This window comes from Streptomyces polyrhachis, from assembly GCF_042663125.1.
GTDB classification, from domain to species: domain Bacteria; phylum Actinomycetota; class Actinomycetes; order Streptomycetales; family Streptomycetaceae; genus Streptomyces; species Streptomyces polyrhachii.
Genome location: NZ_JBHSZO010000004.1, coordinates 122,054 through 142,114, shown reverse-complemented (window position 1 = coordinate 142,114; position 20,061 = coordinate 122,054). Strand labels below are relative to the sequence as shown.

At 72.2% G+C, this 20,061-nt stretch carries 19 protein-coding genes; 12 read left to right on the top strand and 7 right to left on the bottom strand.

The genetic code is table 11. The features are described from left to right. Nucleotides 1-68 precede the first annotated feature (68 nt). The 9 genes from ACFQLX_RS04060 to ACFQLX_RS04020 all read left to right on the top strand — a co-directional run bounded on the left by ACFQLX_RS04060 (nt 69) and on the right by ACFQLX_RS04020 (nt 10,807). Entirely contained in the window at nt 69-1,259 is a 1,191-nt protein-coding gene (locus tag ACFQLX_RS04060) for an amidohydrolase (protein ID WP_386412120.1), read from the top strand. A 127-nt stretch (nt 1,260-1,386) separates the two neighbouring features. Beyond that, nucleotides 1,387-2,487, top strand: a complete 1,101-nt coding sequence (locus ACFQLX_RS04055) for a BMP family lipoprotein (RefSeq protein ID WP_386411969.1) — start codon at nt 1,387-1,389, stop codon at nt 2,485-2,487. A gap of 268 nt (nt 2,488-2,755) precedes the next feature. Then, on the top strand, nt 2,756-3,808 hold the full coding sequence (locus tag ACFQLX_RS04050; RefSeq protein WP_386411967.1) for a BMP family lipoprotein: 1,053 nt from the start codon (nt 2,756-2,758) through the stop codon (nt 3,806-3,808). Nucleotides 3,809-3,988: 180 nt separating this feature from the next. Continuing rightward, nucleotides 3,989-5,671: an ABC transporter ATP-binding protein gene (locus ACFQLX_RS04045; protein WP_386412119.1), complete on the top strand. Its 1,683-nt coding sequence runs from the start codon at nt 3,989-3,991 to the stop codon at nt 5,669-5,671. Next, nucleotides 5,668-6,795: an ABC transporter permease gene (locus ACFQLX_RS04040; protein WP_386411965.1), complete on the top strand. Its 1,128-nt coding sequence runs from the start codon at nt 5,668-5,670 to the stop codon at nt 6,793-6,795. Before ACFQLX_RS04045 ends, ACFQLX_RS04040 begins: the two co-directional genes overlap by 4 nt. Beyond that, complete coding sequence (locus ACFQLX_RS04035; protein ID WP_386411963.1) at nt 6,795-8,048, top strand: ABC transporter permease; 1,254 nt, start codon at nt 6,795-6,797, stop codon at nt 8,046-8,048. Before ACFQLX_RS04040 ends, ACFQLX_RS04035 begins: the two co-directional genes overlap by 1 nt. Beyond that, nucleotides 8,048-8,464 carry a cytidine deaminase gene (locus ACFQLX_RS04030; protein WP_386411961.1) on the top strand — a complete coding sequence of 139 codons (417 nt, stop codon included), beginning with the start codon at nt 8,048-8,050 and terminating at the stop codon, nt 8,462-8,464. Before ACFQLX_RS04035 ends, ACFQLX_RS04030 begins: the two co-directional genes overlap by 1 nt. A gap of 101 nt (nt 8,465-8,565) precedes the next feature. Next, a complete protein-coding gene (locus ACFQLX_RS04025) occupies nt 8,566-9,843 on the top strand; it encodes a thymidine phosphorylase (RefSeq protein ID WP_386411960.1) in 1,278 nt (425 codons plus the stop codon). A gap of 235 nt (nt 9,844-10,078) precedes the next feature. Next, on the top strand, nt 10,079-10,807 hold the full coding sequence (locus ACFQLX_RS04020; RefSeq protein ID WP_386411958.1) for a hypothetical protein: 729 nt from the start codon (nt 10,079-10,081) through the stop codon (nt 10,805-10,807). Between the two features lie 70 nt (nt 10,808-10,877). Here ACFQLX_RS04020 and ACFQLX_RS04015 read toward each other — a convergent pair whose 3' ends face one another. Then, nucleotides 10,878-12,119, bottom strand: coding sequence for an MFS transporter (locus ACFQLX_RS04015; RefSeq protein ID WP_386411956.1), 1,242 nt, complete (start codon nt 12,117-12,119; stop codon nt 10,878-10,880). A 63-nt stretch (nt 12,120-12,182) separates the two neighbouring features. Between ACFQLX_RS04015 and ACFQLX_RS04010 the strand changes: the two genes are divergently transcribed. Further along, entirely contained in the window at nt 12,183-13,250 is a 1,068-nt protein-coding gene (locus tag ACFQLX_RS04010; RefSeq protein WP_386411954.1) for a LysR family transcriptional regulator, read from the top strand. A gap of 227 nt (nt 13,251-13,477) precedes the next feature. Here the strand turns inward: ACFQLX_RS04010 and ACFQLX_RS04005 are convergent, their stop codons facing one another. The 5 genes from ACFQLX_RS04005 to afsQ1 form a co-directional block, all read right to left on the bottom strand. Next, nucleotides 13,478-13,888 (bottom strand): type II toxin-antitoxin system VapC family toxin, encoded by a 411-nt coding sequence (locus ACFQLX_RS04005; protein ID WP_386411952.1) that lies wholly within the window; start codon nt 13,886-13,888, stop codon nt 13,478-13,480. Next, nucleotides 13,885-14,109: a hypothetical protein gene (locus ACFQLX_RS04000; RefSeq protein ID WP_019888794.1), complete on the bottom strand. Its 225-nt coding sequence runs from the start codon at nt 14,107-14,109 to the stop codon at nt 13,885-13,887. Before ACFQLX_RS04000 ends, ACFQLX_RS04005 begins: the two co-directional genes overlap by 4 nt. 157 nt (nt 14,110-14,266) lie before the next feature. Next, nucleotides 14,267-14,839 (bottom strand): hypothetical protein, encoded by a 573-nt coding sequence (locus ACFQLX_RS03995; RefSeq protein WP_386411950.1) that lies wholly within the window; start codon nt 14,837-14,839, stop codon nt 14,267-14,269. Continuing rightward, nucleotides 14,836-16,470, bottom strand: a complete 1,635-nt coding sequence (locus ACFQLX_RS03990; RefSeq protein ID WP_386412117.1) for an ATP-binding protein — start codon at nt 16,468-16,470, stop codon at nt 14,836-14,838. Before ACFQLX_RS03990 ends, ACFQLX_RS03995 begins: the two co-directional genes overlap by 4 nt. Beyond that, nucleotides 16,368-17,045, bottom strand: coding sequence for a two-component system response regulator AfsQ1 (afsQ1, locus tag ACFQLX_RS03985; protein WP_386411948.1), 678 nt, complete (start codon nt 17,043-17,045; stop codon nt 16,368-16,370). The genes ACFQLX_RS03990 and afsQ1 overlap by 103 nt, the downstream gene beginning before the upstream one ends. A gap of 230 nt (nt 17,046-17,275) precedes the next feature. Here afsQ1 and ACFQLX_RS03980 point away from each other — a divergent pair, with 230 nt between their 5' ends. Next, the gene (locus ACFQLX_RS03980; RefSeq protein ID WP_386411947.1) at nt 17,276-18,058 is read left to right on the top strand and encodes a SigE family RNA polymerase sigma factor; all 783 of its coding nucleotides are present in this window, start codon (nt 17,276-17,278) and stop codon (nt 18,056-18,058) included. Nucleotides 18,059-18,259: 201 nt separating this feature from the next. Here ACFQLX_RS03980 and ACFQLX_RS03975 read toward each other — a convergent pair whose 3' ends face one another. Then, nucleotides 18,260-18,928 carry a PH domain-containing protein gene (locus ACFQLX_RS03975; RefSeq protein ID WP_386411945.1) on the bottom strand — a complete coding sequence of 223 codons (669 nt, stop codon included), beginning with the start codon at nt 18,926-18,928 and terminating at the stop codon, nt 18,260-18,262. 175 nt (nt 18,929-19,103) lie between these two features. Between ACFQLX_RS03975 and deoC the strand changes: the two genes are divergently transcribed. Next, nucleotides 19,104-20,060, top strand: a complete 957-nt coding sequence (gene deoC / locus ACFQLX_RS03970) for a deoxyribose-phosphate aldolase (RefSeq protein WP_386412115.1) — start codon at nt 19,104-19,106, stop codon at nt 20,058-20,060. Nucleotide 20,061 lies beyond the last annotated feature (1 nt).

Genomic DNA, 20,061 nt, shown 5'->3' with positions numbered 1-20,061 from the left:
CCACCGCGCAGCCGCCCGCCGGCGGGGCCCCCGGCACGGCAGTCCCCAGCACGGCAGTCCCCGGCACGCTGCCCCCCGAGCTGCGCGCCGAGCTGATCGCCGTCCGCCGCGACCTGCACATGCACCCGGAGCTGGGCAACCAGGAGTTCCGTACCACGGCCGTCCTGCGCCACCGGCTGGAGCAGGCGGGCCTCAAGCCCCGCGTCCTGCCGCCGGGCACGGGGCTGGTCTGCGACATCGGCATGGACGGCTGGGGCGCCTCGCCCGGCGGCGCCCGGCCCTTCCTGGCCCTGCGCGCCGACATCGACGCCCTCCCCATCCCGGACACCAAGACGGCCCCCTACGCCTCCACGGTGCCCGACCGCGCCCACGCCTGCGGCCACGACGTGCACACCGCCGTGGTCCTGGGCGCCGGCCTGGTGCTGGCCGAGCTGGCGCGCCTGGGCCAGCTCCCCCAGCCCGTACGGCTGATCTTCCAGCCCGCCGAGGAGGTGCTGCCCGGCGGCGCCACCGACGCCATCGAGCACGGCGTGCTGGACGGCGTGGGCCGCATCCTCGCCGTGCACTGCGACCCCCGGGTGACGGCCGGCCGCATCGGGCTGCGCACCGGGGCGATCACCTCCGCCTGCGACCGCCTGGAGGTCAGCCTCGACGGCGCCGGCGGCCACACCGCGCGCCCCCACCTGACGACGGACCTGGTCACGGCCGCCGCCCGGGTCGCCCTGGACGTGCCCGCCGTCCTCGCCCGCCGCGTGGACACCCGCGCCGGACTGGCCGTCACCTGGGGCCGGCTGGAGACGGGCCACGCCTGCAACGTCATCCCCCAGCACGCCGAGCTGTCCGGTACGTGCCGCACGCTGGACCTCGCCACCTGGCGCCGCGCGCCGGACCTGGTGCACGCGGCGATCGAGGAGATCGCGGCGCTGCACGGTGCGAAGCCGACCATCTCCTACGTGCAGGGCGTCCCCCCCGTCGTCAACGAGGAGTCGGCGACACGGCTGCTGGAGGAGGCCATGGAGCTGCGCTGCGGCGCCGGCTCGGTGGAGGACACCGAGCAGTCCCTGGGCGGCGAGGACTTCTCCTGGTACCTGGAGCACGTCCCCGGCGCGATGGCCCGCCTGGGCGTGCGCCCCCCGGGCGACCGGGGCACGGTCGGCGACCTCCACGTCGGCGACTTCGACGTGGACGAGGCGGCGATCGCGGTGGGTGTGGAGCTGTTCACGGCGGCAGCCCTACTGGACGCCGCGCGGCGGCCGTAGGGCTTTCCGGGCGGGAATCCGGACGGACGCACTCGGCGGGCGAAGCGGACATTTGCGGCGTTAGGCTGCCGATGTGTCAGCGCCGTCCACTCCGAAGAGGCGCTTTCGTACGAGAGAGGAAAGCGTCTTGCGTCGCGTACCCCAACTCGCCGTGGCGGCCCTGACCGCCGCGTCCCTCACCTTCGCCGCCACCGCCTGCGGTGACGACGACAGCAGCAGCGGTGGCTCCGGATCCAGCTCCAGCCCCAGCGGCGGCAGCGCGGAGAGCGATGCCAAGAAGAACGGCGCCGCCCTCGCCTACGACGTCGGCGGGCGTGGTGACCAGTCCTTCAACGACGCCGCCGCGGCCGGCTACGACAAGGCCAAGAAGCAGTACGGCTGGAAGGGCCAGGAGCTTGAGCCCTCGGCCGGGGAGTCGGACGCCGACAAGATCCAGCGGCTGACCGACCTGGCCAAGAAGGGCTACAACCCGGTCATCGCGGTCGGCTTCGTCTACGCCAACGCCGTCAAGGACGTCGCGCCCAAGTTCCCCAAGACGACCTTCGGCCTGATCGACGACTCCTCCGTCCAGGGCAAGAACATCACCAACATCGTCTTCGCCGAGCAGGAGGGCTCGTACCTGGCCGGCGTGGTCGCGGCGAAGACCAGCAAGTCCAAGACGGTCGGCTTCATCGGCGGCGTCGAGACGCCGCTGATCAAGAAGTTCGAGGCCGGCTACGCGCAGGGCGTGAAGGACACCGACTCCTCGGTCAAGGTCCAGGTCAAGTACCTGACCCAGCCGCCGGACTTCTCCGGCTTCGAGAAGCCCGACCTGGGCAAGGAGGCCGCGCAGGGCCAGCTGGACGCCGGCGCCGACGTGATCTACCAGGCGGCCGGCGGCGCGGGCCGCGGCGCGATCGAGGCGACGGCGGAGGCCGGCAAGTGGGCCATCGGCGTCGACTCCGACCAGTACGAGCAGGCGGGGCTGAAGGCGTTCAAGGCCCAGATCCTCACCTCGGTGGAGAAGAACGTCTCGGGCGCCGTGTACAACCTCATCGAGTCGGTGGACGCCGGCAAGCCCGAGACCGGTGTGGTCACCTACACCCTCAAGGGCCACGAGGGCGAGAAGGGCGTCTCCCTCTCGCAGTCCAACCCGGCCTTCCGGGACATGAAGGACGTGCAGGACGCGGTGAACGAGGCCACGAAGAAGATCGTCGACGGCCAGATCAAGGTCAACACCACGCCGTGACAGGGTAGTTGGAGGAGGCTGCTCCGCAGTCGCCCCACGGTCGCAACGCAGCGCGGGGTCCGCCGGTCCGTCCGGCGGGCCCCGCGCTGTGTTACGTGCGCCGGACGGTTTTAACGACGATCCGATAACGGGCGCTCTAGGCTCTCTTGTCTGGCATCTACGCGCGTTACGATGCGGCGCAATCAGCGTTTTGGGGGGCCTGCTCGCGGTAGTCCGGCGAGGGGATCCGCGAGACGCCGCCGTCCTTCACCCTCGAGGAGAGCCTCTCTTGCGTCGGCTGACCCAGATAGCGGTCGCGAGCCTCGCGTCCGCCGCACTCGCACTCACCGCCACCGCCTGCGGTAACGACAGCAGCGACGACGGCGGTTCGGGCGACAAGCCCGCCGCCAAGGGCGCCGCACTGGCCTACGACATCGGCGGCCGGGGCGACCTGTCCTTCAACGACGCCGCCGCCGCCGGCCTGGACAAGGCCAAGGCCGAGTTCAAGTTCGAGGGCATCGAGCAGGAGCCCACCGAGGGCGAGAGCGACGCGGACAAGATCGCGCGCCTGACGAACCTGGCCAAGAAGGGCTACAACCCGGTCATCGGCGTCGGCTTCGTCTACTCGAAGGCCGTCACCGAGGTCTCGAAGAAGTTCCCGAAGACCACCTTCGGCATCGTCGACGACCCGGCCGCCGGCCCCAACATCGCCAACCTCCTCTTCAACGAGGAGCAGGCCTCCTACCTCGCCGGCGTCGCCGCCGCGAAGACCACCAAGACCAAGGAGGTCGGCTTCATCGGTGGCGTCGAGGTGCCGCTGATCAAGAAGTTCGAGGCCGGCTTCGTCCAGGGCGTCAAGGACACCGACAAGTCCGTCAACGTCCAGGTCAAGTACCTGACCCAGCCGCCGGACTTCTCGGGCTTCGCCAAGCCCGACCTCGGCAAGGAAGCGGCCCTGGGCCAGCTCGACAAGAAGGCCGACGTCATCTACCACGCCGCGGGCGGCGCGGGCAACGGCGCCATCGAGGCCGCCGCCACCGCCGGCAAGTGGGCGATCGGTGTCGACTCCGACCAGTACGAGGCCCCCACGCTGGCGAAGTTCAAGGACAAGATCCTGGCCTCCGCCACCAAGGATGCCACCGGCGCGGTCTACAACCTGATCAAGTCGGTCCAGGAGGGCAAGCCGCAGAGCGGCGAGCAGCGCTACGGCCTCAAGGAGAACGGTGTCGGCCTGACCGACACCAACCCGGCCTACAAGGAGATGACGGACGTCGTCGCCGCGGTCGAGGCCGCCAAGAAGGCGATCATCGCCGGCACCGTCACGGTCAAGACCGAGCCGTAAAGAGTCATCAGGGATCGCAGCGGGGCCCCCGGATCCATTCGGGGGCCCCGCTGCGTCCTGGCGGGGGCATATCAGCCCCCTGCTTTCCTCTCACGTACGCTACGCGCGTAGCATCTGGCGTTTGCGACTAACGTTCGTCACATCCGTGCCGAACCCACCCCTAGCCGCAGCCCACCCCGAATCCTCCCGACCGTCCCCGGAGAGTGCGCCATCAACGCGTCCAGCCCTCCCCCTGCCGTACAACTGACGGGCATCACGAAACGCTTCCCCGGCGTCGTCGCCAACCACGACATCGACCTCACGGTCGACAAGGGAACCGTCCACGCGATCGTCGGTGAGAACGGTGCGGGCAAGTCCACACTCATGAAGACCCTCTACGGCATGCACAAGCCGGAGGAGGGCACGATCGCCATCGACGGCGAGCAGACGGTGCTCGGCGGCCCCGCGGACGCGATCGCCCGCGGTATCGGCATGGTGCACCAGCACTTCATGCTCGCCGACAACCTCACCGTCCTGGAGAACGTCACCCTCGGCGCCGAGAAGCTGCACGGCATCGGCGCCGCGGCCCGCGCCAGGATCAAGGAGATCTCCGACGCCTACGGGCTCGGGGTGCGGCCGGACGCCATGGTCGAGGACCTCGGCGTGGCCGAGCGCCAGCGGGTGGAGATCCTCAAGGTCCTCTACCGCGGCGCCCGCACCCTCATCCTGGACGAGCCGACCGCCGTGCTCGTCCCGCAGGAGGTCGACGCGCTGTTCGACAACCTGCGCGAGCTGAAGTCCGAGGGCCTGACCGTCATCTTCATCTCGCACAAGCTGGGCGAGGTGCTCTCCGTGGCCGACGACATCACCGTCATCCGCCGCGGCACGACGGTCGCCTCCGTCAAGCCCGGCGACGTCACCCGCAAGCAGCTCGCCGAGCTGATGGTCGGCAGCGAGCTGCCCACCCCCGAGACCCGCGAGTCGACCGTCACCGACGTGCCGATGCTCCAGGTCGAGGGGCTGACCCTGGCCGAGAAGGGCGACAACGCCGCCGTCGTGCTCTCCGAGGCGTACGCCGGCGAGGGCCAGCCCGCCAGCGCGTCCCGGGAGAACGTGCCCCTGGGCCGACTGCTGCTGAACGACATCTCCTTCACCATCCACAAGGGCGAGGTCCTGGGCATCGCGGGTGTGGAGGGCAACGGCCAGACCGAGCTGATCGACGCGATCATCGGCATGCGCGCCCCCGACGCCGGCACCGTCGCGCTGGACGGCAAGGACATCTCCTCCTGGCCGGTGCGCAAGCGCCGCGAGGCGGGCCTGGGCTACATCCCCGAGGACCGCCACCGCCACGGCCTGCTGCTGGACTCCCCGCTGTGGGAGAACCGCATCCTGGGCCACGTCACCGAGAAGCCCAACTCCAAGGGCTTCCGCCTGGACATCTCCGGCGCCCGCGCCGACACCGAGCGCATCGTCGAGGAGTACGACGTACGCACCCCCGGTATCGACGTCAACATCGGCACCCTCTCCGGCGGCAACCAGCAGAAGCTGATCGTCGGCCGCGAGATGAGCCACCACCCCAAGCTGCTGATCGCCGCGCACCCCACCCGGGGTGTGGACGTCGGCGCCCAGGCGCAGATCTGGGACCAGATCCGCGAGGCCCGCCGCGAGGGCATGGCCGTCCTGCTGATCTCCGCCGACCTCGACGAGCTGATCGGCCTGTCCGACACCCTGCGCGTGATCTACAGCGGCCGGCTGGTCGCCGACGCCGATCCCGCCACCATCACCCCGGAGGAGCTGGGCTCCGCCATGACCGGCGCCGCGAGTGGCCACCTCGAAGCAACCGACGGCGCCCAGGGCGCCGGCGAGGAGGAGGGCCAGCGATGAAGAACCTCAAGATCGACCGGGAGAAGGTCCTCCTCGGTGTCGCCGGCCCCGTGCTGGCGCTGGTCGTCGCCTTCCTGCTCACCGCACTGGTGCTGATCGTCTCCGGCTACAACCCCTTCGAGCCGTTCGAGTTGATGTTCGGGGCGATTGGGGAGCAGGACGTCCAGGTCCTGATCATCAACCAGACCGGGGTGTACTACCTCGCGGCGCTGGCGGTGGCCATCGGCTTCCGGATGAACCTCTTCAACATCGGCGTCGACGGCCAGTACCGCCTGGCCGCGATGCTCTCCGCGGTGGTCGGCGCGCACTTCTCGCCGCCCGGCTTCCTGCACATCGTGCTGATCGTCGTCACGGCGATGCTGGTGGGCTCCTTCTGGGCCGGCATCGCCGGCGTGCTGAAGGTGACCCGCGGCGTCAACGAGGTCGTCTCGACGATCATGCTGAACTACATCGCGACCAGCCTGATCGCCTGGCTGACGCTGAAGGACCAGTTCGGCTACCAGGCCGAGGGCTCCAACGACCTCACCACCGGTGAGATCTCCAAGTCCGGCTGGTTCCCCGGCATCCACGTCAGCGACCTGGCCGGCGACATCTACGGCTTCATCTTCGTCGCCGCGGGCGTCGGCGTCGTCTACTGGTACGTCCTCACCCGCACCCGCTTCGGCTTCGACCTGCGCGCCTCCGGCGCCTCGGAGTCGGCCGCCGCGGCCAGCGGTGTGGACTCCAAGCGGATGGTCCTCACCGCGATGCTCGCCTCCGGCGCCGTCGCGGGCCTGGCGGGCATGCCCGTCCTGCTCGGCCAGACCCACACCTACAGCCAGTCCTTCCCGACCGGCGTCGGTTTCACCGGCATCACCATCGCGCTGCTCGGCCGCAACAGCCCGGTCGGCATCGCCTTCGCCGCGCTGCTGATGGCCTTCATCGAGAAGTCCGCGAGTCAGCTGAGCTACGCCACCCCGCCGTACCCGCCCGAGATCGCGGACATCATGAAGGGCCTCATCGTCCTGTCCGTGGTGATCTCCTACGAGCTGGTCCGCCGCTACGGCCTCAAGCGCCAGCAGAGCCGTGTCGGACGCGAGCTGGCCGCCCAGGCCGCCAAGAACCGCAAGGAGGTGTCCGCGTGATGGCGACCGTGACCGACGCGGCTGCCAAGCCGCCCACCAAGCCCGCAGCGCGCTTCAAGCTGACCTGGCCCTGGGTACTGCTGATCATCGCCGGCGCCCTGTGCCTGGTCTCGATCGTGCGCCTGATCACCGGCGCCGAGGACATCACCTCCACCGGCCTGGCCTCCGCCACGCTGCGGCTGGCCGCGCCGATCGGCCTGGCGGGCCTCGGCGGCCTGTGGGCCGAGCGCTCCGGCGTGGTCAACATCGGCCTTGAGGGCATGATGATCCTGGGCACCTGGTTCGGGGCCTGGGCCTCCTTCCAGTGGGGCCCGTGGACCGGTCTGGTCTTCGGCATCCTCGGCGGCATGATCGGCGCCCTGGTGCTGGCCGTCGCCGCCGTCACCTTCGGCGTCAACCAGATCATCGCCGGTGTCGCGGTCAACATCCTGGCGTTCGGCTTCACCCAGTACCTCTCGGAGCTGACCTTCGCCGAGGAGGGCGGCAGCGCCAAGCAGTCGCCGCCGCTGGAGCGCATCGGGACCTTCACGATCCCCGGGCTCTCCGACTGGCTGAAGGATCTCAACGGCAAGCACTGGTTCTTCGTCTCCGACCTCGCCGGCCTGCTCGGCGGCGCGGTCACCAACATCTCGTACCTGACGATCCTGGCCATCGCGATGGTGCCGCTGACCTGGTTCGTGCTGTGGCGCACGTCCTTCGGACTGCGGGTGCGCTCCTGCGGCGAGAGCCCGAAGGCGGCCGACTCCCTCGGCGTCGACGTCTACCGCTACAAGTACCTCGCGGTGCTCGTCTCCGGCGCCCTGGCCGGCTTCGGCGGCTACTTCCTCGCCGACGCGTCGGGGCTCTACCAGGAGGGCCAGACCGGCGGCCGCGGCTACATCGGCCTCGCGGCGATGATCTTCGGCAACTGGATGCCCGGCGGCACCGCGCTCGGCGCGCTGCTCTTCGGCTTCACCGACAGCCTCAACGTCCGCTCCGGCGGCGAGAACGTCCACGCGCTGCTGCTGCTCATCGTCATCCTGCTCGCGGGCTCGGTGCTCTGGCAGCTCTACAAGCGCAAGGTGACCTCGGCGGCGATCACCGCCGTCATCGCCGGACTGCTGCTGTGGTACTACCTGTCCACCGACGTGGTGCCCAGCCAGTTCGTGGCCATGGCGCCGTACGTGACGACGCTGGTGGTCCTGGCCCTCTTCTCCAAGCGGCTGCGGATGCCGAAGGCGGCGGGCATGGCCTACCGCAAGGGGGACATCTGATGGCCGCCGAACCGGCGCCCGCCCCGGCGGCGGTCGACTGGACCGGACTGCGGGAACTGGCCCGGGGCGCGATGTCCCGGGCCTACGCCCCCTACTCGGGCTACCCGGTCGGCGCCGCGGCCCTGGTCGACGACGGCCGCACGGTCAGCGGCTGCAACGTGGAGAACGCCGCCTACGGCGTCGCCCTGTGCGCCGAGTGCGGACTGGTCTCCGAGCTGTTCGCCACCGGCGGCGGCCGGCTCACCGCGTTCACCTGCTGCGACGGCGAGGGCCGGCTGATCATGCCGTGCGGGCGCTGCCGCCAGCTGCTCTGGGAGCACGGCGGCCCCGAGCTGCTGGTGGACACGGCGAAGGGCGTACGTCCCATGTCCGAGCTTCTGCCGGACGCCTTTGGTCGGGAGGACCTCGACCGCTGAGCCGTCCTGCCGGGCGTCTCACGCCGGCCGCGGGTAGTTTCGTACGAAATTGCCCGCGGCCGGCTTTTGTTCCGTGAGTTTCAGAAAGGGGCGCTCCCAGCATGGACGCCATCTCAGTGATCCGTACCAAGCGTGACGGCGGGCGCCTCAGCGACCGGCAGATCGACTGGGTCATCGACGCCTACACCCGCGGCGAGGTCGCCGACGAGCAGATGTCCGCGCTCGCCATGGCGATCCTGCTCAACGGCATGGAGCGCGAGGAGATCGCCCGCTGGACGGCGGCGATGATCGCCTCCGGCGAGCGGATGGACTTCTCCTCGCTGCCGCGCCCCACCGCCGACAAGCACTCCACCGGCGGCGTCGGCGACAAGATCACCCTGCCGCTCGCCCCGCTGGTCGCCGCCTGCGGCGCCGCCGTCCCGCAGCTCTCCGGCCGCGGCCTTGGCCACACCGGCGGCACGCTGGACAAGCTGGAGTCCATCCCCGGCTGGCGGGCGCTGCTCTCCAACGAGGAGATGCTCCAGGTGCTGGCCGACACCGGCGCCGTGATCTGCGCCGCCGGCGACGGCCTCGCCCCCGCCGACAAGAAGCTCTACGCGCTGCGCGACGTCACCGCCACGGTCGAGGCGATCCCGCTGATCGCCTCCTCCATCATGTCCAAGAAGATCGCGGAGGGGACCGGCTCGCTGGTCCTGGACGTCAAGGTCGGCTCGGGCGCGTTCATGAAGAACATCGAGGACGCCCGCGAACTGGCCGCCACCATGGTCGGCCTCGGTACGGACCACGGCGTGCGCACCGTCGCCCTGCTCACCGACATGTCCACCCCGCTGGGCCTGACCGCCGGCAACGCGCTGGAGGTCCGCGAGTCCGTCGAGGTCCTCGCCGGCGGCGGCCCCGCCGACGTGGTGGAGCTGACGCTGGCCCTGGCCCGCGAGATGCTCGACGCCGCCGGACTGCGCGACGCCGACCCGGCGAAGGCGCTGGCCGACGGCTCGGCGATGGACGTCTGGCGGCGGATGATCGCCGCGCAGGGCGGCGACCCGGACGCGGAGCTGCCCGTCGCCCGCGAGCGCGAGGTCGTCACCGCCCCGGCCTCCGGTGTCCTGGCGCGGCTGGACGCGTACGCGGTGGGCGTCGCGGCCTGGCGGCTGGGCGCGGGCCGCGCCCGCAAGGAGGACCCGGTGCAGGAGGGCGCGGGCATCGAACTGCACGCCAAGCCCGGCGACACCGTGGTGGCCGGCCAGCCCCTGATGACGCTGCACACCGACACCCCGGAGAAGTTCCCCTACGCCCTGGCGGCGCTGGCGGACGCGGTGGAGGTCGCCCCGGCGGGCACGCTCGTCGAGCCGGTGCCGCTCATCCTGGGACGCGTCGCCTGACCCTGACCCTGAGCCGGCGCCCACGCCCGCCGAGCCGCCCCCGAGGTCCGCTTTTCGCGGGCTTCGGGGGCGGTTTCGCGTGTACGGACCCAGATGTACGGATGTGTCGGCGGGACTCTTCCGCAGGCACGTCGGTGGTGCCACGATGGGCTCCCACCAAGCCCTGCCACCTATGCGAAGCACGGGTACGGCGGCGTACGGTGGGGTGTTGGAGCTGACTTGTGATTGAGGTGCTGTGCGCGCAGGCGAGGAGTGGGGCGGGCTGGACGGCGAGACCGTCGAGCGGCTGCTGGACGGGCGCGAGGTGCCCGGCGCGAGCGCGGACGTACGGCGCCTGGGCGCGTTCCTGGACGGCGCGCGTGAGCCGCTGCCGGTCGATCCGGTACGGGCCGAGTCCGACCGGATGGCCGCGATGGAGGCGTTCCGCGAGGTGTACCGGGCGGTGCCCGCGCCGGCGCCCGCCGCTCCTCCCGTACGGGTCCGGGGCCGCCGCCGGGTCCTCGCCGGCGCCCTCGCCACCCTCGCCGCGCTGCTCACCGCCGGGGGTGTGGCGGTGGCCTCCGGCGGCGTCGCGGTCCCCGGCTTCCTGGGCGGGGGCGGACCGCAGCCGGCCGCCTCGCCGCGCACCCCGGCCGAGGAGGCCCGTACCCCCGAGGCCGCCGACTCCCAGGGCTCGCGGGTGACGGGGCGCAGCCCGGCTCCGCCTCAGGTGGACGGGCGCGGCGCCTCCGGCGGCCACCGGCGCGACGGCGCCGCGAAGGAGCGGCGGGATCTGTGTACGCGCTGGCAGCAGGCCCGTGCCCGCGGGCGCGCGCTGACGCCGGCCGAGCAGGAGCGCCTCACCGGAGCGGCCCGCGCCCACGGGCGCGGAGTGGGGGCGTACTGCGCGCAGGCCGACCCGAGCGGGGAGCCGCCGACCGCCAAGCCCACCCCGAATCCGGGTCGCGGCGAGACCACGCGCTGAGCGCCTCAACTCCCGTACGGGACGGTCAACTTGACGGTCGTACGGGAGCCGGCGCCCGTCCCCCGAGCCCTCACGCCGCCAGTGCCAGCGCCGCCGCCCGCGCCTTGCGCGTCGCGTACAGCGTGATCCCCGCGATCGCCACCAGCGCCGCCAGCCCGAAGGCCACCACCGCCGCCCAGCCCCCCGCGTGGTACGCCACCGCGCCCAGCGTCGCGCCCGCGCTGCCGCCCGCGTAGTAGGCGACCTGGTAGAGCGCCGTGGCCTGCGCGCGCCCCGTCGTCGCGGTGCGGCTGACGGAGGCGGAGGCAACCGCGTGGCCGGCGAAGAAGCCCGCCGTCAGCAGGACCAGCCCGGCCAGCACCGCGTACAGCGAACCGGAGAGCGAGAGCAGCAGGCCGGCGGCGGTGGTCAGCGCGGCGGCGTAGAGCGTGCCGCGCCGGCCCAGGCGGTCGACGAGGCGGCCGGCGGCGGCCGAGGAGAGGGTGCCGACCAGGTAGACCACGAAGATCGAGCCGATGAGGCCCTGCGAGAGGCCGAAGGGCTCGCCCGCCAGCCGCAGGCCGAGCACCGTGTAGACCGCGCCGAAGACGGCCATGAACAGCGCCCCGATCGCGTACAGCCGGCACAGCAGCCCGTCCGCCAGGTGCCCGCGCACCGTCGCCGCCAGCTCGCGCGCCGCCACCGGGCCCGCGCGGAAGTGCCGGGCGCGGGGGATGAGCGCCCGGTAGAGCGCCGCGCACAGCACCGCGAGCAGCGCCACCGCGAGCAGCGAGGCCCGCCAGCCCCACAACTGCGCGCTCCAGCCGGTGAGGATGCGCCCGCTCATGCCGCCGATGCTGTTGCCCGCCACGAACAGGCCGATCGCCCCGATCACCGCGCGGGCCTCGACCTCCTCGGAGATGAACGCGATGGCGGAGGCGGGGATGCCGGCGATGGCGACGCCCTGCAGGGCGCGCAGCGCGATCAGCGAGGGCAGGTCGGGGGCGAGCGGCAGCAGCAGCGCCAGCGCGACCGCCGCCGTCAGCGCGTACGAGAGGGTGGCGCGCCGCCCGATCCGCTCCGAGACCAGGCTCAGCGGCAGCACCGCCAGCGCGAGGGCGAGCGTGGGCGCCGAGACGGTCCAACTGGCCGCGCCCGCCGAGACGTCGAGGCCGGTGGTCAGGGCGGGCAGCAGCGCCTGGGTGGAGAACAGGAGCGCGAAGGTGGCGACGCCCGCCGCGAAGAGCGCGAGGGTCATCCTGCGGTAGCCGGGACCGCCCGGGGCGAGCTTGGCGGGAGGGGGAGCGGGGGCGGTGATCGGATCGGCAGGCATGTCCCCGAAGGTACGCAAGGCAAAATAATGCGTCCAATGCATGGAAGTGGGAGTATTCATGCTGTGGCGCATAAGAAGAGGTCAGCGGGATCACTGTCATCGTCCGGACACGTCCGGGACAGTTCTGTTACGCGGTCTGCTCCGCGCTCTGTTCCGCGTTCCGCCGCCCGCTCTGCCGCCCGTTCTGCCGTGCGTCCGGCCCCGCAGCCCGCCGCCCCCGAGGATCCGGACGCCTGGGCCGCGCTCCTCGCCCCCCGCCTCGCCCAGTTCGCGGCCGTCGCCCGGCACGAGCACGTGACGCGCGCCGCCCAGGAGCTGGGCGTCCCGCAGCCGACGCTCAGCCGTGCCATCGCCCGGCTGGAGGCGGACCTCGGCGTCGCGCTCTTCGCCCGCCACGGCCGCTCGCTCACCCTCACCAAGGCCGGCCGCGACTTCCTGGGCGCGGTGGAGGGGGCGCTGGGCGACATCGGGCGCGGGGCCGAGGCGGTACGGGCCGACGCCGACCCCGCTGCGGGCAAGGTCGCCTTCGGCTTCCTGCACACCATGGGGCCGGAGACCGTCCCCGAACTGCTGCGGGAGTTCCGGGGCAGCCACCCCCGGGTGCGCTTCCAACTCTTCCAGTCCTACGGCGAGTTGATGGTGGAGCGGCTGCGCGCGGGAGAGCTGGACCTCTGCCTGACCTCACCGCTGCCGCAGGCGCCCGACCTGGTGTCGCACCGCCTGGACGTCCAACGGCTGCGCCTGGTCGTCCCCGACGACCACCGGCTGGCCGGCCGGCGCCGGGTGCGGCTCGGCGAGGCGGCCCAGGAGCCCTTCGTCACCCTGGAGCCGGGCTACGGACTGCGGCGGATCACCGACGCCCTGTGCGAGCAGGCCGGCTTCACGCCCCGGGTGGCCTTCGAGGGCGAGGAGCCGGAGACCCTGCGCGGCCTGGTCGCCGCCGGCCTCGGCGTGGCGCTGCTGCCCCCACCCGCGGTGGCCCGCCCCGGGGTGGTGGAACTGGCGGTCAGCGAACCGCGCGCGGAACGCGAACTGGGCCTGGTCTGGCCGGCGGGCCAGACGGACACGGCCCCGGTGGCGGCGTTCAAGACGTTCCTCCTGGGCCGGAAGGGGAGGCTGCTGGCGGGGTGAGGGGTACACCGCGTTTGGCTCCAGTGTGCCGGAAGATCTTGCGGAGGTTGTGGCAGGCGGTCAGCAGTCGCCACTCGCCGCGGGCGCCGTCCTCGCCGCGCAGGAGGAGCCGCCGCCCGTTGTGGCAGGCACGGCCCCGACGCCCGAGGACGCCCTGCCCCCCGGCGAACGGGCCGCCGGGCCACGCCACAGGGGGAAGCACCGGGCACGTCAGCGCGGCGGCCCGGCTACGGCAGCAGAGTGAATGCCGGGAGGTGACTCGGGCGCACCACGCCGAAGTGGCGGCGGTCCAAGGTGGCGATGTTGACCGCGCGGTACTTCTCGGCGACCGCGACGACGAAGGCGTCGGCAGTGCCCAGGGGCAGGCTCGCGTACTGCTCGACCAGGTCGGCGGCCCGGCTGACCTCGGAGGAGGTCACGGGCACCAGTTCGTAGACGCCGTCCGCGACGTCGCGCAGGAAATCGGCCTCCGCCTTGGCCCCGGCACGACTGGCGAGCATGTAACCGATCTCGGTCAGCAGTGGGGCGGGCAGCAGGAGCGGGCCGGGGAAGTTCTGGAGCAGGTCGACGCACTGCAGGTGGTAGTCGTCCTTGCGGTTGGCGGCCGCCACCACGGGGCCCGTGTCGATGACGATCACGCGCTCCGGGGCTCCTCACTGGCCCAGGCGTCGCGGACGATCTCCTTGGAGCGGACAGCGAGGTCGGGTTCGCCGTCGAAGACGCCGGTCGTGCGGAACCGGCGGCGGGGACGCTCGCCGCGTTCCACTTCCGCCCACTGCCGCAGCAGCTCTATGGCGTCGGGCAGTCGGTCCTCCGGCACCGCGTCGAGCAGCCGGTGTGCTTCCTCGCGTACGGTCATGCGCTCAGTGTAAGGTCCGCAGCCACCGTCGGCCCAGGAGTTGCCGGACCGCCCTGCTGCTTCGTGGTGGTCTGCACCTTTGACGGCAACGCCGACGGCAACGTCAGTGGACGCGGGCGGCCGCGGGCGGGGGTTCGTCGGGGTTGCCGTGCGTGCGTCAGGGTTGGTCGAGGTCTCGGACCTCGGACGTGCAGGTGTACGTGCGCAGTCGGCCGGCTGTGCCCAGCAGTGCCTTCCGGTCGTCGCTCAACGCGGCGAACGTGCACACCAGTTGGGCCAGGCCCTCCTTGGACAGCTGCTCGGGGTCGTGGTCGAAGCGCACTGCCCGCGCCGGGTCGCCCCGGTGCGGGGGGAGTACGGCGATCCGCTCGACCTGCGTGGTGTAGCCGTCGGCCCGCTCCGAGGGGGTCAGCTCGGTGGTGAGGTAGTGGAGCAACTCCTCGTGCGCCGTGCGCTGTTCACCTGCGCCCGGGGCGGTCTGCTCCAGTTTGCGCCGGACCAGTGCGAGCTTCGGGCCGCAGACCAGGAACACGTCCCGCAGCCGCGCGTCCTCCCTCGGCACCGGCGGCGGCTTGACCCCGCAGCGCGCCCGGCTCGGCGCGGAGCCGGCGTCCACGGGCACGGAGGTGGGGCGGATCCCGCAGCCGGCGAGCAGGGCGGCCAGCACGCCGCCCAGCAGGGCGGGGACGAGGAACCGGCGGGCGGCCACCGCCGCCTGGCGCGTCCTCATCGCCCCTCGCCCGCGGGGTAGCCCCTGCCCGGAGAGCCTGGGGCGGGCTCGTCCGGCACCGGCGCGAACCGGGGCAGCCGCAGCGTGAACACCGCGCCGCCGCCCGGGTTGTTGGCCGCGCTGATCGTGCCGCCGTGGATGCGAGCGTTCTCCGCCGCGATCGACAGGCCCAGTCCGCTGCCCTCGGAGCGCGCCCGGGAGGCGTCCGCCTTGTAGAAGCGGTCGAAGACGTGCGGCAGGACGTCCTCGGGGATGCCGGGGCCGTTGTCGGCCACCCGGACCACCAGTTCGCCGCCCTCGCCCCCCTCGGAGCCCCCCGCCCCCCCGGCGTCCTCCGCCCGCGCCGTCACCCGCACCGGGGAGCCGCCGTGCTTGAGGGCGTTGCCGATCAGGTTGGCCATGATCACGTCGAGCCGGCGCGGGTCCAGCCGCGCGGTCAGCCCGCGCGGGATGTCCAGCTCCACCGCGTCCAGCCAGGCCCGTACGTCCACACAGGCCGTGATCTGGTCCGCGACGTCCACCTCGTCGGCCACCAGCCGGGCCGTGCCCGCGTCGAAGCGGGTGACCTCCATCAGGTTCTCCACCAGGTTGTTCAGCCGCCGCGTCTCGCTCACCACCAGGCGCACCGCCGGGGCGATCATCGGGTCCAGGGAGTCCTGCTCCTCCTCCAGCACCTCCGTCACGGCCGTGATCGCCGTCAGCGGGGTGCGCAGCTCGTGCGACATGTCGGCGACGAAGCGCCGGCTGGCCTTGTCGCGCTCGCTCAACTTCTCGACCTGATCCTGCAGTCGCTCGGCGGTCTGGTTGAACGTCCGTGACAGGGCGGCCAGTTCATCCGTACCGGTGACCCGCAGCCGGGTGTCGAGCCGCCCCTCGCCCAGCGCGCGGGCCGCGTCGCCCAGCCGCTGCACGGGCCGCAGCACGGTGGTCGCGGCGGCCTGCGCCAGCAGCGCGGAGCCGATCAGCGACAGCGCGGTGGCGATGGCCAGCGACCAGCCCAGGGAGTTGAGGTCGTCGCGCTCGGGGTCGAGGGACTTGAGCATGTAGCCCGTCCAGTCGCTGCCCGCCACCCGCGCACCGCCGACCAGGTAGGGGCTGTCGTCGCGGTCCACCCGCTGCCAGTACAGGTGGTAGGGGGAGCCGCTGTCGGTACGCGGTTCGCGCACCGCGCCGACCAGGCCGGCCGGCAGCCCGCCCGCCGTGAAGGAGTCGCTGGAGGAGGCCGTGCAGTCCGGCCGACCGCCGGAGACGATCAGTACCTCGTAGTCCTGCTCGGTGTCGGCGATGTCGCGCGCCGCCCGGCGCAGCTCCGCGCAGCCGGCGTCCAGCGGCAGCGAGTCGGTGTGCTGCTTGAGGCCCTCGCGGAAGCTCTTCAGCGAGGAGTCCTGGGCCCGCTTGAGCACGGAGTCCCGGTTCAGCCAGTACGCGATCCCGGCCACCGAGACCGCCGAGACCAGCGCCACCAGCGCGAAGACGATCACCAACCGCAGCCGCAGGCTTATCCACCGCAGCAGTCCGGCGGGCTTTCTCACGAGGGCGAGTCCAGCCGGTAGCCCACTCCGCGCACGGTCTTGATCAGGGTCGGCGTGGAGGGCACGTCCTCCACCTTGGCGCGCAGCCGCTGCACGCAGGCGTCGACCAGGCGCGAGTCGCCGAGGTAGTCGTGCTCCCAGACCAGGCGCAGGAGCTGCTGGCGGGAGAGCGCCTGACCGGGCCGGCGGCTCAGCTCCAGCAGCAACCGCAGCTCTGTCGGCGTGAGTTGGAGGTCCTCGCCGTTCTTGGTGACGGTCATCGCCGAGCGGTCGATGACCAGCGAGCCGAAGGTCGCCGAGTCGGTCGTCTCGCGCTCGCCGCGCCGCAGCACCGCGCGGATCCGGGCGTCCAGCACCCGGCCCTGCACCGGCTTGACCACGTAGTCGTCGGCCCCGGACTCCAGGCCGACCACGATGTCGATGTCGTCGCTGCGGGCGGTGAGCAGGATGATCGGCAGCTGGTCGGTCCGCCGGATGCGCCGGCACACCTCGAAGCCGTCGATGCCCGGCAGCATCACGTCCAGCACGATCAGGTCGGGCCGCTGCTCCTTGAGCAGCTTGAGGCCGTCCTCGCCGGAGGCCGCCGCGGTCACCCGGTGCCCCTGGCGTGACAGCGACAACTCCAGCGCCGTACGGATCGCGTCGTCGTCCTCGATGAGCAAGAGAGAAGCCACGCGCGCCATTCTGGCTTATGCCACGCCAACCTTCGACCGTCCGGGGCGAGGTCGACCCCGCGACGCGGGGCCCGCGTCCGGCCTCCTTCGGTGAACCGCCGGTCGCCGGACCCCGCCACCGACCCCTGTTGCACAGCTGTGACAGTCGCCGGACCGCGTGATGAAAGTCGGTTGGCAGGCTCGGTGGAGTCAGATCGGGGCCGGCTCCACACCATCCGGGGGGCAGATACATGAACGCACTGCACGACAGCAGCGAAGGCACTACGAGCGTTCGTACCCGTCTGCACACCAACGGGCGGGGACTGGAGCTGCACCAGGGGTCGGGACCGGCGCGGGGCTGCGCACGCCCCGCCGGGCGGCGGGCGCCGTACCTGGCGGCCATCGAGTCGGCCGCCGGCCTGCGGGGCAACGCCCTTGGGGACACGGGGGGTTCACCGGGCGACGGGGGTAGCGGGGGAACGGCGTACGGGGAGACGCAGGGGGAGTCGGCGGCCGAGGCGGAGTTCACCGCCTACGTGGCCGAGCGGCGCGCCTCCCTGTACGCCACCGCCTACCACCTCACCGGCGACCGCTTCGAGGCGGAGGACCTGCTGCAGACGGCGCTCTTCTCCACGTACCGCGCCTGGGACCGCATCAGCGACAAGGCCGCGCTCGGCGGCTACCTGCGCCGCACCATGACCAACCTGCACATCAGCGCCTGGCGCCGCCGCAAGCTTGCCGAGTACCCGACGGAGGAGCTGCCCGAGACGGCCGCCGACACCGACGCCATGCGCGGCACGGAGCTGCGCGCGGTGCTCTGGCAGGCGCTCGCCCGGCTGCCCGAGCTGCAGCGCACGATGCTGGTGCTGCGCTACTACGAGGGCCGTACCGACCCGGAGATCGCCGAGGTGCTGAACATCAGCGTCGGCACGGTCAAGAGCAGCATCTGGCGCACCCTGCGCCGGCTGCGCGAGGACGAGTCGCTGAGCTTCGGCCGCGACGAGCACGAGTGCTTCGGCGAGCTGGTGGCCTGAGTCGGGGGGACTGCCCGGCACCGCGCCCTTACGGACGGGGGGAACGTCCGTAAGGGTTGAGGAAGAGGCGGGTGCGGGGCAGCGCGGGGGGATACGGGAGCGGGGCCGGTCGGCTGGACCGGCCCCGCTCCTTTCTGCCCTCTGCCCTCTGCTTGTACGAACGCGTGCCGTACGAACGCGTGCCCGTACGAACGCGGCCGCTCAGCCCACGAGCACCGTGACGAGGAGCGCCACCGCGCCCACCGCGATCGGCGCGATCAGCTCCCACGCCCAGCGCACCGTCATCGCGCCCTGCGCGCCCGGCCGGTCCGCGGCGGCGGTGAGCAGCTCCTGCAGCTCGGCCATCGAGCGGTCGCCCATCGAGCGGACGTCCTTCTCGTCGACGTGCAGCATCGGCTCCGTGCCGGGGTCGCCCCCGCGCGCCGCCCGCCCGGCGCCCCGCAGCTCCCTGCGCGCCGCGCGCTTGCGCCCGCGCAGCGACACCGGGATGGCCCAGAGCTGGTACTTGCGGTCGTCCACGTACAGCTCGTTGGTCAGCGCCGGCCGCAGCGCGGCGACCGTGCGCCACGGCACGGTGAGCGTCCGCAGCGGGTTGCGCACGCGCAGCCGGTCCGCACTGGCGAAGACGGCCGGACGGACCGTGTAGGCGAACAGCAGCGGCAGCCACCACAGCAGCCCGAAGCCCACCACGACCCGCGTGTACGCGGAGCCCCGCACCAGACCGTCGACGCCCAGGGCGAGGGAGGCGGCGATCAGGAGCACGCCGCCGGCGATGCCGGATACCGAGCGGTAGACCCGGTCGGCGTACTGGGGCCCGTTCTCGGCGGGGCCTGCGGACTCGGAGGAAGGGGTGGGGCTGCTCGAACTCATGCGCTCGATTGTGCCCCAGAGTCCGCTGTGCGCAGATCGCGGTACGGCATCGATCCGGTGGCACTCATTCCGCTTACGGCGTTCCGCCTGCCCGCCGACCGCGCCCTACCACCCCCGCCACCGGATCCACCGGCTGACGCGCCGCTACGCGTGTAGATATGCTGCCCTGGTGAGCATGTCCACCAACACGACCGCCGAGCGCCTCGCCACGGAGGTCACCTCCTCCGACGCCGCGTTCCGCCGCTTCCTGCACGGGCTTCCCGGTGTGGACCCCGTCGGCCTTGAGGCGCGCGCGGCGTCCCTGGGCACCCGGTCCATCAAGACCACGGCCAAGGAGTACGCCATCGACCTGGCGATCTCCATGATCGACCTGACCACGCTGGAGGGCGCCGACACCGCCGGCAAGGTGCGCTCCCTGTGCGCCAAGGGCCGCAACCCCGACCCCCTGGACCGCAGCACCCCCCAGGTCGCCGCCATCTGCGTCTACCCCGACATGGCCGGCGTCGCCGCCGAGGCCGTCAAGGGCTCCGGTGTGAAGGTCGCCTCCGTCGCCACCGCGTTCCCCGCCGGCCGCGCCGCGCTGCCGGTGAAGCTCGCGGACACCCGCGACGCGGTCGCCGCCGGCGCCGACGAGATCGACATGGTCATCGACCGGGGCGCCTTCCTCACCGGCCGCTACCTCGACGTCTTCGAGGAGATCAGGGCGGTCAAGGAGGCCAGTGGCGAGGCCCGGCTGAAGGTGATCTTCGAGACCGGCGAGCTGAGCACGTACGACAACATCCGCCGGGCCTCCTGGCTCGGGATGCTGGCCGGGGCGGACTTCATCAAGACCTCCACCGGCAAGGTCGCCGTCAACGCCACCCCCGCCAACACCCTCCTCATGCTGGAGGCCGTCCGCGACTTCCGGGAGCTGACCGGCACGCAGGTCGGGGTGAAGCCGGCCGGCGGGATCCGTACCACCAAGGACGCGATCAAGTTCCTGGTGCTGGTCAACGAGACCGTCGGCGAGGACTGGCTCAGCAACGAGTGGTTCCGCTTCGGCGCCTCCTCCCTGCTCAACGACCTGCTCATGCAGCGCCAGAAGCTGAGCACCGGCCGTTACTCCGGACCCGACTACGTGACGGTGGACTGAT